Annotated in this window: 12 protein-coding genes; 7 read left to right on the forward strand and 5 right to left on the reverse strand. The window is 63.3% G+C overall.

The window, feature by feature from the left end:
* Positions 1-129 precede the first annotated feature (129 nt).
* Positions 130-2,334 (forward strand): NAD-dependent DNA ligase LigA, encoded by a 2,205-nt coding sequence (ligA, locus tag AB6802_RS11915; protein WP_371010291.1) that lies wholly within the window; start codon positions 130-132, stop codon positions 2,332-2,334.
* The gene (locus AB6802_RS11920) at positions 2,331-3,026 is read left to right on the forward strand and encodes a DUF2461 domain-containing protein (protein WP_371010292.1); all 696 of its coding nucleotides are present in this window, start codon (positions 2,331-2,333) and stop codon (positions 3,024-3,026) included. The genes ligA and AB6802_RS11920 overlap by 4 nt, the downstream gene beginning before the upstream one ends.
* A 12-nt stretch (positions 3,027-3,038) precedes the next feature.
* Here the strand turns inward: AB6802_RS11920 and AB6802_RS11925 are convergent, their stop codons facing one another.
* Positions 3,039-3,797 (reverse strand): SDR family NAD(P)-dependent oxidoreductase, encoded by a 759-nt coding sequence (locus AB6802_RS11925; RefSeq protein WP_371010293.1) that lies wholly within the window; start codon positions 3,795-3,797, stop codon positions 3,039-3,041.
* Between the two features lie 323 nt (positions 3,798-4,120).
* Here AB6802_RS11925 and AB6802_RS11930 point away from each other — a divergent pair, with 323 nt between their 5' ends.
* Together AB6802_RS11930 and AB6802_RS11935 are read left to right on the forward strand one after the other, a co-directional pair.
* Positions 4,121-4,849 (forward strand): AzlC family ABC transporter permease, encoded by a 729-nt coding sequence (locus tag AB6802_RS11930; RefSeq protein ID WP_371010294.1) that lies wholly within the window; start codon positions 4,121-4,123, stop codon positions 4,847-4,849.
* Positions 4,846-5,142, forward strand: a complete 297-nt coding sequence (locus AB6802_RS11935; RefSeq protein ID WP_371010295.1) for an AzlD family protein — start codon at positions 4,846-4,848, stop codon at positions 5,140-5,142. Before AB6802_RS11930 ends, AB6802_RS11935 begins: the two co-directional genes overlap by 4 nt.
* A 94-nt stretch (positions 5,143-5,236) precedes the next feature.
* Here the strand turns inward: AB6802_RS11935 and AB6802_RS11940 are convergent, their stop codons facing one another.
* The 3 genes from AB6802_RS11940 to AB6802_RS11950 all read right to left on the reverse strand — a co-directional run bounded on the left by AB6802_RS11940 (position 5,237) and on the right by AB6802_RS11950 (position 8,753).
* A complete protein-coding gene (locus tag AB6802_RS11940) occupies positions 5,237-7,081 on the reverse strand; it encodes an aminopeptidase P family protein (RefSeq protein ID WP_371010296.1) in 1,845 nt (614 codons plus the stop codon).
* A gap of 156 nt (positions 7,082-7,237) precedes the next feature.
* Positions 7,238-8,110, reverse strand: coding sequence for a 50S ribosomal protein L11 methyltransferase (locus AB6802_RS11945; protein WP_371010297.1), 873 nt, complete (start codon positions 8,108-8,110; stop codon positions 7,238-7,240).
* Positions 8,111-8,168: 58 nt separating this feature from the next.
* Positions 8,169-8,753: an SCO family protein gene (locus tag AB6802_RS11950; protein WP_371010298.1), complete on the reverse strand. Its 585-nt coding sequence runs from the start codon at positions 8,751-8,753 to the stop codon at positions 8,169-8,171.
* A 225-nt stretch (positions 8,754-8,978) separates the two neighbouring features.
* Between AB6802_RS11950 and AB6802_RS11955 the strand changes: the two genes are divergently transcribed.
* The 3 genes from AB6802_RS11955 to AB6802_RS11965 all read left to right on the forward strand — a co-directional run bounded on the left by AB6802_RS11955 (position 8,979) and on the right by AB6802_RS11965 (position 10,650).
* Positions 8,979-9,464 carry a CreA family protein gene (locus tag AB6802_RS11955; RefSeq protein WP_371010299.1) on the forward strand — a complete coding sequence of 162 codons (486 nt, stop codon included), beginning with the start codon at positions 8,979-8,981 and terminating at the stop codon, positions 9,462-9,464.
* 71 nt (positions 9,465-9,535) lie between these two features.
* Positions 9,536-10,177 carry a DapH/DapD/GlmU-related protein gene (locus AB6802_RS11960; protein ID WP_371010300.1) on the forward strand — a complete coding sequence of 214 codons (642 nt, stop codon included), beginning with the start codon at positions 9,536-9,538 and terminating at the stop codon, positions 10,175-10,177.
* A gap of 191 nt (positions 10,178-10,368) precedes the next feature.
* The gene (locus AB6802_RS11965) at positions 10,369-10,650 is read left to right on the forward strand and encodes a hypothetical protein (protein WP_371010301.1); all 282 of its coding nucleotides are present in this window, start codon (positions 10,369-10,371) and stop codon (positions 10,648-10,650) included.
* Between the two features lie 122 nt (positions 10,651-10,772).
* Here the strand turns inward: AB6802_RS11965 and AB6802_RS11970 are convergent, their stop codons facing one another.
* Entirely contained in the window at positions 10,773-11,981 is a 1,209-nt protein-coding gene (locus AB6802_RS11970) for a hypothetical protein (RefSeq protein ID WP_371010302.1), read from the reverse strand.
* Between the last annotated feature and the right edge of the window lie 191 nt (positions 11,982-12,172).

The raw sequence follows: 12,172 nt of genomic DNA on the forward strand, positions 1-12,172 counted from the left end.
TCCTTGTTTGGCAGCTAGAGTCAGCAGATGACTGCATCCTGCTGTTCGGGAATGATTTTTGCGCCAGCCGACTCCCTGCCGGCGAATCCTGATTTATAGTGGCCTGCAATAGTTCGAGGACCGCGCCGCATGTCGGAAAAGTCAGTCGATTCGTTGAGCGAGATTGAGGCCGCTGATGAGCTGAAGCGGTTGGCGGCCGAGATCGCCGAGCACGACCGGCGCTATCATGCCGAGGACGCGCCGACGATCACCGATGCCGAATACGACGCGCTGCGGCGGCGCAACCTTGCGCTTGAGGAGCATTTTCCCGGCCTGGTGCGCGAAGATTCGCCATCGCTTCGGGTTGGGGCGGCACCCGCTGAAGGCTTTGCCAAGGTGCGCCACGCGGTGCCGATGCTGAGCTTGGCCAAGGCTTATACCGACGAGGACGTCACCGATTTCATCGAGCGCGGCCGGCGCTTCTTCGATCGCGACAAGGACCTCGACATCGCTTTCACCGCCGAGCCGAAAATCGACGGGCTGTCGGCCTCGCTGCGCTACGAGAACGGCGTGTTCGTGCAAGGCGCGACGCGCGGCGACGGCGCCGTCGGCGAAGACATCACGGCAAACCTGATGACCATCGCCGACATCCCGAAGACGCTGAAGGGTTCAGGCTGGCCGCAGACCATCGAGATCCGTGGCGAGGTCTATATGACCTATGCCGAATTCGAGGCGCTGAAGCAGCGCTCGGCGGCGGTCGGCGGCCAGGATTATGTCAATCCGCGCAACACGGCGGCAGGCTCGCTGCGCCAGAAGGATCCGTCCGTTACCGCCAGCCGTAATTTGAGGTTCTTCGCCTATGCATGGGGTTACACCACCGCCGATCCCGCCCCGACACAATTCGAGTCGGTGCAGAAATTTGGCGAGTGGGGGTTCAAGGTCAGCCCGCTGATGGTGCGGGCAAAGTCGGTCGAGGAACTCATCGCGCAGTATCATCATATCGAGGAACTGCGCTCGTCTCTGGGCTATGACATCGACGGCGTCGTCTACAAGGTCGACCAGCTCGAATTGCAGCGCCGCTGGGGTTTTGTCACCGGCGAGCCGCGCTGGGCGGTCGCGCACAAATTCCCGGCCGAACAAGCGATGACGACGGTCGAGAAGATCGACATCCAGGTCGGCCGTACCGGCACGCTGGCGCCAGTGGCGCGGCTGGCGCCGGTGACGGTCGGCGGCGTGGTGGTCGAGAACGTCACGCTGCACAATGAGGACTATATCAAGGGTTTCGACAGCAACGGCCAGCCGATCCGGGACGGCATCGACGTGCGCATCGGCGATACCGTCGTCATCCAGCGGGCTGGCGATGTCATCCCGCAGATCGTCAGCGTCGTCATCGACAAGCGGCCGGCCAATGCCGTGGCTTACGAGTTTCCGCACACATGTCCGGTCTGCGGCTCGCCGGCGACGCGCGAAATCAACGAGAAGACCGGCAAGGAGGATTCGCGCCGCCGCTGCACCGGCGAGTTGATCTGCGCGGCGCAGGCGGTCGAGAGGCTGCGCCATTTCGTGTCGCGCGGCGCGCTCGACATCGAGGGGCTGGGCGCCGAGAACATCGACCTGTTCTTCAATTCGGGGTTGGTGAAGACGGCTGCGGATATCTTTACGCTCAAGGACCGCCGGCCAGCCGTCACCAAGGCACTGGCCGAGCGGCGCGAGGAACAGGCGAAACTGCGCGAAGCCGCGTCGGGCAAGACGCGCAAGAATGTGCGCGGCGTCGAGGACCGCAACTATGAAGGCCTCGACAAATTGTTTGCCGCAATAGATGCGCGCCGCGAGCCGGAGCTCGACCGCTTCATCTTCGCGCTCGGCATCCGCCATATCGGCGAGACGACGGCGGCGGTGCTGGCTCGCACTTTCTCGACGATCGAAGAACTGATCCGGGTCGGCAAGGAGACGGCGAAAGCGGAAGACCCGCACAGCGTCTTCCCGTCGATCAACGGCATTGGCGATACCGTGATCGAGGCGCTGCGCGATTTCTTCGGCAATGAGCGCAATGATGACGTGCTCGACAGGCTGCTCGAACAGGTCAGGCCGAAGCCCTATATCGTCACCGTTTCGGCCGACAGCGAGGTCGCCGGCAAGACCATCGTCTTCACCGGCACGCTGGAAAAGATGACACGGTCGGAAGCCAAGGCGATGGCCGAACGTCTGGGCGCCAAGGTGGCGGGCTCGGTGTCGGCCAAGACCGATCTCCTGGTGGCCGGGCCGGGCGCCGGCTCCAAGCTCAAGCTTGCCAGCGAACTCGGCGTCGAGGTCATCGACGAGGACACCTGGCTGCAGCGGGTCGGCAAGTCGTGACGGCCGGCGCGTTCAAAGGATTCGGCCCAAAAGCCATTCCGTTCTTCAAGGCGCTCGACTTCCATCAGAGCCGTGAATGGTTCCAGGAGAACCGCGACCTCTTTGACAGCGAGCTGCACGGACCGTTCTGTGACCTTGTCGAGACGCTCAGTGAACGTTTCGAAAAGGCGAAGCTCGGCTTGCGAGGCGACCGCAAGAGATCGCTGTTCCGCATCAATCGCGATGTGCGCTTCGCCAAGGACAAGCGCCCTTACAACAGGCATCTGTCGGCGATCCTGTCACCCGACGGCACCAAGATGTCGCAAGGTGTGTTCTACGTGCATATCGGGCTGGAGCGCTGTTTTGCCGGCGTCGCCTGGTGGCAGCCGGCGCCGGAGCTGCTGCAGGCCATGCGCAAGGCGATCGTGGAAAAACCAGCGAAGTTCCGCGACATGGTCTCGTCGCTCAAGAAATCCGGCCTGGAGCTCGATCCGGAAGACCGCCTGAAGCGTGCGCCGCGCGGCTTCGAGGATGTTGCCGACGACGACCTTGCCCAGGCGGTGCGCAACCGGCATTTCGTGGTCCGGCATGACATCGACGTCGCGACAATCCATTCGCCGGCGTTGGTCGACGATCTCGTCGATTTCACCTTGAGTGCCAAGCCGCTGCTCGACTGGGGCAGGGCGATCCAGGGCATTGCCGTGGCGGCTTGATGTCTTTTCGGATTACATCCGCATCAGCAGGCCGCCATCGACGGCGAGCTCGATGCCGGTGATGTAGCTTGCGGCATCCGAGAGCAGGAACAGCGCGGCATTGGCCATGTCCTGCGGTGTGCCGATGCGGCCGAGCGGCGCATAGTTGGCGACGGCGGCGCGCTTCTCTTCGGTGTCCCAGCGCGCCTGCAGCGGCGTCAGCGCCATGCCGGGGCAGATGGAGTTGGAACGGATGCGGTCACCGGCAAGCTGCATGGCGAGGGACTTGGACAGCGCGCAGACACCTGCCTTCGACGCCTGATAGGCATCCTGCGGGGTCGGATCGCCGCGATACCACTGGATCGTCGAGAAATGCACCATCGCGCCGCCGCGGCCGCCGGCGCGCATATGGGGAACCACAGCGCGGGCCGTGTGGACGAAAGACTTCAGGTTGATGTTGAAGACCTGGTCCCAGACATCGAGATCCATTTCGAGCGCCGACTTGTCGCGGCCGAACCAGAGCACGCCGGCGACGTTGGCAAGGTAATCGATGCCGCCGCGCTCGCGGCCCGCAGCATTGATGGCCTGTTCGACAAAGGCGGCGTCAGTGAGGTCGCCCTGCGCAAAAGTGAGCCGGTCGTCATAGGCGGCGAGCGTCGCCGGACGCGGCTTGACGTCGATGGCGGTGACGGAGGCGCCGGCATCGAGCAGAGCCAGCGCGATCGCTTCGCCCATGCCGCCGCCAGCCCCGGTGACGACCGCATGCCGGCCGGTGAAATCATAAGCGATCATTCGTTATCCCCTCTTATTCCCGATCTTGGCATCAGGCGCGATCGCACGACAATAGGGGTGGTTCGAAAATCCATTATCCGGGAGGATTCTTTGGCGGTACGCAGGCGCTCGCAACGCTGACTGGCCACCGCGCGGGTGGCGGGTTCCCATCAGTTCCGCTGATGGTCGGCTCAAGCGAATTCGTGTGACATCGAAGACGACGCTCCCTAAGTGAGGCGGCTCATAAAGCGCGTCGCGGCGACGCGCTTTATGTCTAATTTCGATGCATGTCGTTATCCCAGGACCGCTATGCACTTCTGGGCGACATGCATTAGGAGCGGCGAATGGTGGCGGAAGCAATTTCTGAAGGCAGCGCCAAGAGCGATTTCTGGGATGGCGTGCGCCTGTCGATGCCCGTCGTCGTCGCCTCGGCGCCGTTCGCGGTGCTGTTCGGCGCCTTGGCTGTCGACAACGGTTTCTCGGTTCTCGAAGCCTTCCTGATGAGCGCCACGATCTATGGCGGTGCCAGCCAGATGGTCGGCATCGAATTGTTCGGCCAGCATGTCGCGCCGTGGCTGATCGTGCTGTCGATCTTCGCGGTGAATTTCCGCCATGTGCTCTATTCTGCCGGCATCGGCCGGCGCATCGCGCATTGGCCGCTGCTGCAACAGGCCGTCGGCTATTTCATCCTCACCGATCCGCAATTTGCCATCGCCGAGGCGCGGGCGGAGTCCGGCCGTCCCGTCGGCTTCGTCTGGTATTTGGGGCTCGGCTTGCCGGTCTACCTGTTCTGGGTGATCGAGAGCGCGCTGGGCGCGTTGTTCGGCAAAATGATCCCCGACACGCATGCGCTGGGCATCGATTTCCTGTTGCCGATCTATTTCCTCGGCCTGGTGCTTGGCTTCCGCAAGCGGCCGCTGTGGGCGCCTGTCGTCGCCGCCAGCGCAATTGCCTCGATCATTGCCTACAGGACGGTCGGCTCGCCCTGGCACGTCTCGATCGGCGCGGTCGCCGGCATCCTCCTGGCGGTCATCCTGCCGCCGCATCACAGTGGTGTGGGCAAGCGGCCATGAGCACGACCTTCTGGATCATTCTCGCCGGCGCCGTCGCCACCTATCTCACCCGCGTCGGCGGCCACCTGGTCATCTCGCGCTTCGAGAATATCCATCCGCGCGTCGAGGCCGGACTGAACGCGGTGCCGGCCGCCGTGCTGACGACGCTGGTGGCGCCCGAACTGCTGCACGCCGGCCCGGCGGAGTGGGCCGCGCTCGCCGTCACCGCGCTGGTGTCGTTGCGCGGTGGTCTGATGGCGATGTTTCTGGCAGGGGCGGCGGTTCTTATTTTGGCACGCCAGTTCGTCGGGTAGTGCGCCTGCCGTCGCAATAGCTTCGAACGGAGGCGCTGCCCCTCATTGCCCTGCCGGGCATTTCTCCCCGTAAACGGGGAGAAAGAGGCTAATGTCAAATCTTGGCGTCGTGCGGCAGCGGCGCTGTCGCCTTCTCCAGCCAGGCCAGCGTCTCGCCGTCGACCATCGGGCCGATCTCGGCCAGCACCCGGGCGTGATAGTGGTCAAGCCACTGCAACTCGTCGCGGTGCAAGAGCTCGCTGCGGATCAGGCGCTTGTCGATCGGCGCCAGCGTCAGCGTCTCGAAAGCGTGCATGGCGATGTCGCCGCCTTCGACCGGATCGGCTGATGTGACCAGGATCAGGTTCTCGATGCGGATGCCGTAGGAACCTTCCTTGTAATAGCCAGGTTCGTTGGACAGCATCATGCCGGCGAGCAGCTTTTCGGTGCCGGTGCGGGCGATGCGCTGCGGCCCTTCGTGCACGGCAAGATAGGAGCCGACGCCATGGCCGGTGCCATGGGCGAAGTCGCAGCCATGCTTCCACAATGCCATGCGGGCGACGGCGTCGATCTCCGAGCCGCGCGTGCCGGCGGGGAAGCGGAGCATCGAGATGCCGATCATGCCTTTCAGCACCAGTGTGAAGCGCTCGCGCATCTCCTGCGTCGGCTCACCGATCGGCACGGTGCGGGTGATGTCGGTGGTGCCGTCCTGATATTGCGCACCGGAATCGAGCAGGAACAACTCGCCGCTCTGCAGCTTGCGGCTGGTGGCGCGCGAGACGCGGTAATGCATGATGGCGCCGTTGGGGCCGGCGCCGGAAATGGTGTCGAAGGAAACGTCACGCAGCGGCATCTGCGTTTCCTCGCCGGTCTGCCGGCGGGTTTCCTCGAGCCTGGTGACGACGGCGATCTCGTCGAGCGAACCCGGCTTTTGCCGATCGAGCCAGCAGAGCAGCTTGGCAACCGCGGCGCCGTCGCGGCGATGCGCGGCGCGGCTGCCGGCGATCTCGGCCTGGTTCTTGGTGGCGCGGGGAATGCGGGCAGGATCCGGCGCCAGCACGACGGCGCCGCCATTGTCCTCGACCAGCATCCGGAGTTTTTCCGCCGCCAGCACCGGATCGAGCGCGATCTTGGCGCCAGCCTTGGCGAGATCGACGATTGCTGTCTCGAACTCGCCTGGATCATGCAGGTCGGCGAGCTGGGTGAGATAGGCGGCCACCTGACGCGGGAACTTGCGCTGGTCCATGAACAGCTGATGGTTGCCGTCGGCTGCTAGGATGGCAAAACCGAGCGCCAGCGGCGTATGCGGCACGTCGCCGCCTCGGATGTTGAAGGCCCAGGCGATGGAGGAGGGGTCGGTCAGTATGGCGTGGGTCGCGCCGTCCTTCTCGATCGCGCCGGCCAGCCGCCTGAGCTTGTCCTTGGCGAGCTCGCCGGCAAAGGCGATCGGGTGCAGCTCGACGGGCGCGCGCGGCGGCTCAGGCTGGTCCTTCCAGATGATGTCGATCGGGTTTTTGTCGAGCGGCACCAGCGTCGCGCCGGATTGCTCGGCCGATGCCTTCAGCGCCTTGACCTCGCCGATCGTGTGCAGCCACGGATCGAAGCCGAGCCGCGCGCCCTTACCGAGATTGTCCTTGATCCAGGTGGCAGGCGGATTGTCGACGAGGCTCTCGACGGCGAAGATCGACAGATCGACCTCGCCGCGCACTTGCAGCGTGTAGCGGCCGTCGACGAAGATGAAGGCGCGGTCGCGCAGCACGATGGCGACGCCGGCCGAGCCGGAAAAGCCGGTCAGCCACTTCAGCCGCGCCGAGCGGTCGGCGACATATTCGCCCTGGTGTTCGTCCGCGCGGGGAACAATGAAACCATCGAGCTTGTTCTCGGCCAGCCATTGGCGCAGCAGCGCCACGCGCGGCTTGCCGACAGCCGGGTCGCCGGCGGAATCAAAGGTCTGGAACATTCTGGCCTCCCTCTCGCGCCACCGCGCCTTGACCGTAGCCGATGGCCCCGAAAATCGGAATCGTTTTCCCGCTGCCTCGCCACGAGGCAAGGTGCAATGGGCGGGGACGGTTTACAACATTCCGGCGTTTGGTCCAGCGTCAGCGGCGGGCCGACCTCAGCGCTTCAAGTGGATCGTCACCCAGCCTTCACGATGCAGCGTACGGACGTGGCGGAAACTCTGGCCGACATAGGCCGAGATCACCGCGTCGCGCTGGCGGTCGAGGATGCCGGAGAGCACCAACGAGCCGCCGAGCTGGATGTGCTTGGCCATCTGCGGCGCCAGCCGCATCAGCGGCCGCGCCAGAATGTTGGCGACGATCAGATCGAACGGCGCGCGCCTGGCGAAAATGGGGTTGTGGAAGCCGGGCGCCGTTACCGTCTCGACCAGCGCCTTGACATGGTTGAGGCGGGCGTTGGCGGCGGCGACGCGCACGGCGATCGGATCGATGTCGGTCGCCAGCACCGGGATATGCGCCAGTTTTGCCAGCGCGATCGCCAGAACGGCGCTGCCGGTGCCGAGGTCGAGCGCGTTGCGCGGCCGTTCGCGCAGCACCACCTGCTCCAGCACTTCGAGGCAGCCGGCCGTGGTGCCGTGATGTCCGGTGCCGAAGGCAAGACCGGCCTCGATCTCGATGGCGAGATCGCCGCTGTGGCGCTGGGCCCGGTCATGCGACCCGTGGACGAGGAAACGGCCGGCGCGCACCGGTTTCAGCCCTTCCAGCGAGCGCGCCACCCAATCGACGTCGGGCAAGACCTCCCGCTCGATCGGCTTTGGTAAACCAAGATCGTCAAGGATCTGCGTGATACGCGCCTCGACGCCATCGACGTCATCGTCGGCGTAAAGCGACACCTCGTGGATGTCTTTTTCTTCGTCGATCTCCAGCACGGCAATCGGCAGACCGTCATCCTCGAAGGCCTGGTCGAGCGCGGCAAAAATGCGGTCGGCCTCGACCTTGCCGGTGGTGAAATGCAGCCTGGTCTGCACCATCAGGAAGGCTCTTGTTTGAACATGATCTTTTCCGAAAACCAGTTCCCACTTTTCGGGATCATGTTTGACCGCCAGCCGCCAGGCGCTTCAGCTTGGCAATGGCCGTATCGGCATTTTCGCCATAGGCGATGGTGCCGGCGAAATCACCCGTTGCATTGAGAAGCAGCACCGACGCCGTGTGGTCCATCGTGTAGTCGCCGTCGCCGGTGTCGACCTTCTTCCAGTAGATGCCGAAAGCCTTGGCCATGGCGTGCACCTTGTCCGGATCGCCGGTGATGCCGGTGATGCGGTCGGAGAAATTGCTGACATAGGTGTTCATGGTCTCCGGCGTATCGCGCTCCGGATCGACGGTGACGAAATAGGCGTTGAGATTCTTGCCGCTGTCGCCCATCGTCTTCAACCAGCCAGCCAGTTCGAACAATGTCGTCGGACAGACCTCGGGGCAGTGCGTGAAGCCGAAGAAGACGATGCTTGGGTGACCCCTGAACGCGGCCTCGGTGATCGGCGCGCCTTTCTGGTCAACCAGCGTGAAGGGAGCGCCGAAAGGCTCGCCGCTATAATGGCCGCGATAGAAGTCGAAGGTAAGCCAGCCGATGCCGGCCGCCATCAGGACGAGAATGCCGACCAGGATTGAACGCATCATCAGGGTGTCCGTCGTGATTTGCCGCGGCTCGCCGGATCGGGGCGGCCCGAGTTTGGGCGATAGTCTTAGCTGTTGGGCGCCGGCCAAGCAAAGATGTCGCGTTGCCGCAACCGGTAATCCAAGGATGGGCGCCGTTGCCCCGATACGCGATCATCATCGATCGGCTTGCAAATGCCATGGTCCTGTCCCACCTGAGACCGGCAAACGCGAACCGAGGAGGCAAATTTGCGAAAACTGATCGGCTTATTCGCCGCATGTCTTGCCTTGAGCGCTGGCGCTGCAGTGGCTGACGAGGTTGGCAAGGTCGGTGTCGACTGGGTCGGCAACGACATCATGATCGACGCGATCAAGGATCCTAAAGTGGACGGCGTGACCTGCCATGTCGCCTATTTCGACCGCAGCATCATCGACCGGCTGCACAAGGGCAACTGGTTCGAGGATCCGTCCGATTCCTCGATCTCCTGCCGCCAGACCGGGCCGATCACCATCAGCGACATCGACATGAGCGAAGGTGGCGAGGAAGTGTTCAAGCAGGGCCTCAGCCTGATCTGGAAGAAGCAGGTGGTGAACCGCATCTACGACAAGAAGAACGAGACGCTGATCTACCTGTCGCATTCGCGCCAGGTGCAGAACGGCTCGGCCAAGATGTCGGTGACCACCGTGCCGCTCTACGGCCAGAACGTGGTGTGGACGAAGGGCAAGCCGCAATAGGCAGCCGCTAAGAACCGACCAGAGATTGGCCCCAGCTTGCGGGACCAATCGCCGGGGCGTAAAGCCGCTTGATGGACCGCTCCGAAGACCTCGTCCTGAAAGATCCAGAGCCGCGCATTCATCCGACCGCGGAGCTGAAGGCGTGCAAGCTCGGCCGCTATGCCGCGATCGGCGAGCGGGTCATCCTGCGCGAGGTGAGCGTCGGCGACTTTTCCTATTTCGAACGCCACTGCGAGGCGATCTATACGACGATCGGCAAGTTCTGCTCGATCGCCGCCAACAGCCGCATCAATGCGCTCGAACACCCGATCGAGCGGCTGACCCAGCATAAGGTCAGCTACCGGCCGAACGAATATTTTCGCTGGCTGGGCGTCGATGCGGCTTTTCGCGAGCGGCGGCAGGCCAAGGCGGTCAACATTGGCCACGACGTCTGGATCGGCCATGGCGCGGTGATCATGCCGGGTGTTGCGATCGGCAACGGCGCCGTCATCGGCGCCAACGCGGTGGTCACGCGTGACGTGGCGCCCTACACGATTGTTGCCGGGGTCCCGGCCAAACCCTTGCGTGAACGCTTCCCCGCCGCGGTCGCGGCGCGCATCGAGGCGCTTGCCTGGTGGGACTGGGCCCCCGAGAAACTGGCCAGGGCAATCCCCGACATGCAGGCGCTGTCGATCGAGGCCTTCCTCGATCGCTGGGAAGACAGCGCCGCCTGACATATTTACCATTGTCCGTAACCAAGCTTTTTAACGTAAAACATTAGCGTTAAAAATTGGAAAACGGCGTGTATAGATGGCGTCTACCACTCTCCGGTTGCAAGCATTTCTGCGAAATGCACTAATGAACTCGGAGGTAATATCTAAGTGAAGTCGAAGGAAACACCGCAAAGCAACAAAGGAGAGTAGTCATGAAGAAGTTCTCACTTGCACTCACTGCAGCTGTTGTTGTTTCCTTCTCGTCCGTCGGCGCCTATGCCGGTGGTTGGGGTGGTGGCTCGGGAAGCCTGATCAATGTGTCGCCGAACGTGAATCTCGACGCGCTCAACGGTGTCCTGAACGGCAACAACATCCTCAGCGGCAATGTCGTCTCGGGCATTCTGAACGGCAACAAGACCAATGTCGTTTCCGGTATCCTCAGCGGGATCGGCATCAATCTCGGCAGCAACAACTATTCGCTGAAGAAGCACTGAGCAGCAGCGCGGATGGCTGGACCATTCGTAGCGGGCAGGAGGGCCTCGTACACCCTCCTGCCAGCCGTTCCAGGTCAATTCCGGGCAGAGTAGGGCTTTCGACCGGAATTACCCGTCCAATCTTAGATCTTGGCGCGCAGGCCGACGAAGGCGTCGACCGTGCGTTCATGCACGTCGATGATGGTCTTTACCTTCTGCGAATAATCGACACGGAAGACGACGGCCAATGACTTGGTCGCGCCCCAGGTGGTCTCGGCATAGACGCCTTTGCTGCGTTCGACGTTCTCCAGCAAAAGATTGTCCTTGAGCTGGGCGAAGATACCGGTGCCAACGGCGAGGTTTTCCCGCAATTTCAAGGCAAGCTCCAGTTCGGCGCGGCGCAGCCAGGAGGCGAGCGGATCGTCGGTGTCGGATGTCTCGTAGCGCCCAAAGCAGGTACCGCGCAGCTCAAATCCCTTCGGCAGCGGCTTGGTGAAAGTCACCTGCCAGGTCGGCAGCACGCGCTGGTATGTGTCGTCGGCGCCGCGCAGATATTGCGCGCCGAAGGCCAGGCCCAGCGTCGAACCGTCCTTGCCTTTGTAGGCGGCCTCGGCTTGCGCGGTGTATTGGAAAAAGGAGAGCTGGAGCGGTGGAAAGCCGACGCGTTCGACGGAAGCCAGCAGCGCCGACGTCGAAGCGCCGACGGCGTAGTCGCCGACTGTCTTGGTCAGCCTGGCCGCGACCTGGGAAAGAAGACGGTCGGCATGCAGCTTGGTCGGCAGGAAGATGTCGTCCTCGAAATGGGTGTCGCCGACCTTCTCGATGCTTTCGGTGGCTTCGAGCGTAAGCGATGTCGCGTTGCCGAGGTCGATGCCGAGCTGCCCTTGCGCGCTGACGATCTGCTTCAATTCACGCGTGCCGATGATCAGCGGCCCGATCTCGAGATCGTCGCCGGTGCTGATCACGCGATAGCTCAGCGTTCCGCGCAGTTCGAGCCCTGCCTCGAGGCGCCGGAAAGCCTCGGCCGACAGCGACAGCGCGCGATCGTCCTCGATCGAGGCCCGGTTGTAGCGCGAGACCTCGAAATCGGCATGGACCTTGGCGTTGGCGTCGTCGTCGCCCCATTTTTTGTCGAGCGAGCCGCGCAGCAGCGTGTACCAGTCGGTGACCGCGCGACCGCTGTCCAGCGCGTTGTTGGTCCAGTGCTGCTCGATGCTGCCGGTGATGGTCGCATCCGTGTCCGGGTCGGCTGTCGCCGTGGCGCAGGTCATCAGCACACCGATGAAGGCGCAACTGCCGAGCAATCTAGAAGACCGGGGTCGAGGCACGGGACGGGGCTTTTCGATACTCATGCCGCGCTCTCGAAATTTTAGTGCCCCTTCCGCCATGCGGGGGTGGCGCAGCGGAAGGGGCTGGAGGTAAACCGCCGTGAAGCGGAAGGAACAGGCTTTTGGCCTGCATGGGCACTATGGCAACAAACGAATAAGGCGGTTTTTCACGCGCCTGCGCCTTTCGCGTGTATCCGATTGTGCCCGCGTGCAAG

Origin of the sequence: Mesorhizobium sp. RCC_202, assembly GCF_041355295.1 — a bacterium.
GTDB lineage: Bacteria > Pseudomonadota > Alphaproteobacteria > Rhizobiales > Rhizobiaceae > Mesorhizobium.

Coding starts and splice junctions, on each gene's coding strand:
- AB6802_RS11930 (WP_371010294.1), top strand. CDS start 4,121: ATGGTGGCGGAAGCAATTTCTGAAGGCAGCGCCAAGAGCGATTTCTGG.
- AB6802_RS11925 (WP_371010293.1), bottom strand. CDS start 3,797: ATGATCGCTTATGATTTCACCGGCCGGCATGCGGTCGTCACCGGGGCT.
- ligA (WP_371010291.1), top strand. CDS start 130: ATGTCGGAAAAGTCAGTCGATTCGTTGAGCGAGATTGAGGCCGCTGAT.
- AB6802_RS11935 (WP_371010295.1), top strand. CDS start 4,846: ATGAGCACGACCTTCTGGATCATTCTCGCCGGCGCCGTCGCCACCTAT.
- AB6802_RS11940 (WP_371010296.1), bottom strand. CDS start 7,081: ATGTTCCAGACCTTTGATTCCGCCGGCGACCCGGCTGTCGGCAAGCCG.
- AB6802_RS11965 (WP_371010301.1), top strand. CDS start 10,369: ATGAAGAAGTTCTCACTTGCACTCACTGCAGCTGTTGTTGTTTCCTTC.
- AB6802_RS11945 (WP_371010297.1), bottom strand. CDS start 8,110: ATGGTGCAGACCAGGCTGCATTTCACCACCGGCAAGGTCGAGGCCGAC.
- AB6802_RS11970 (WP_371010302.1), bottom strand. CDS start 11,981: ATGAGTATCGAAAAGCCCCGTCCCGTGCCTCGACCCCGGTCTTCTAGA.
- AB6802_RS11960 (WP_371010300.1), top strand. CDS start 9,536: ATGGACCGCTCCGAAGACCTCGTCCTGAAAGATCCAGAGCCGCGCATT.
- AB6802_RS11950 (WP_371010298.1), bottom strand. CDS start 8,753: ATGATGCGTTCAATCCTGGTCGGCATTCTCGTCCTGATGGCGGCCGGC.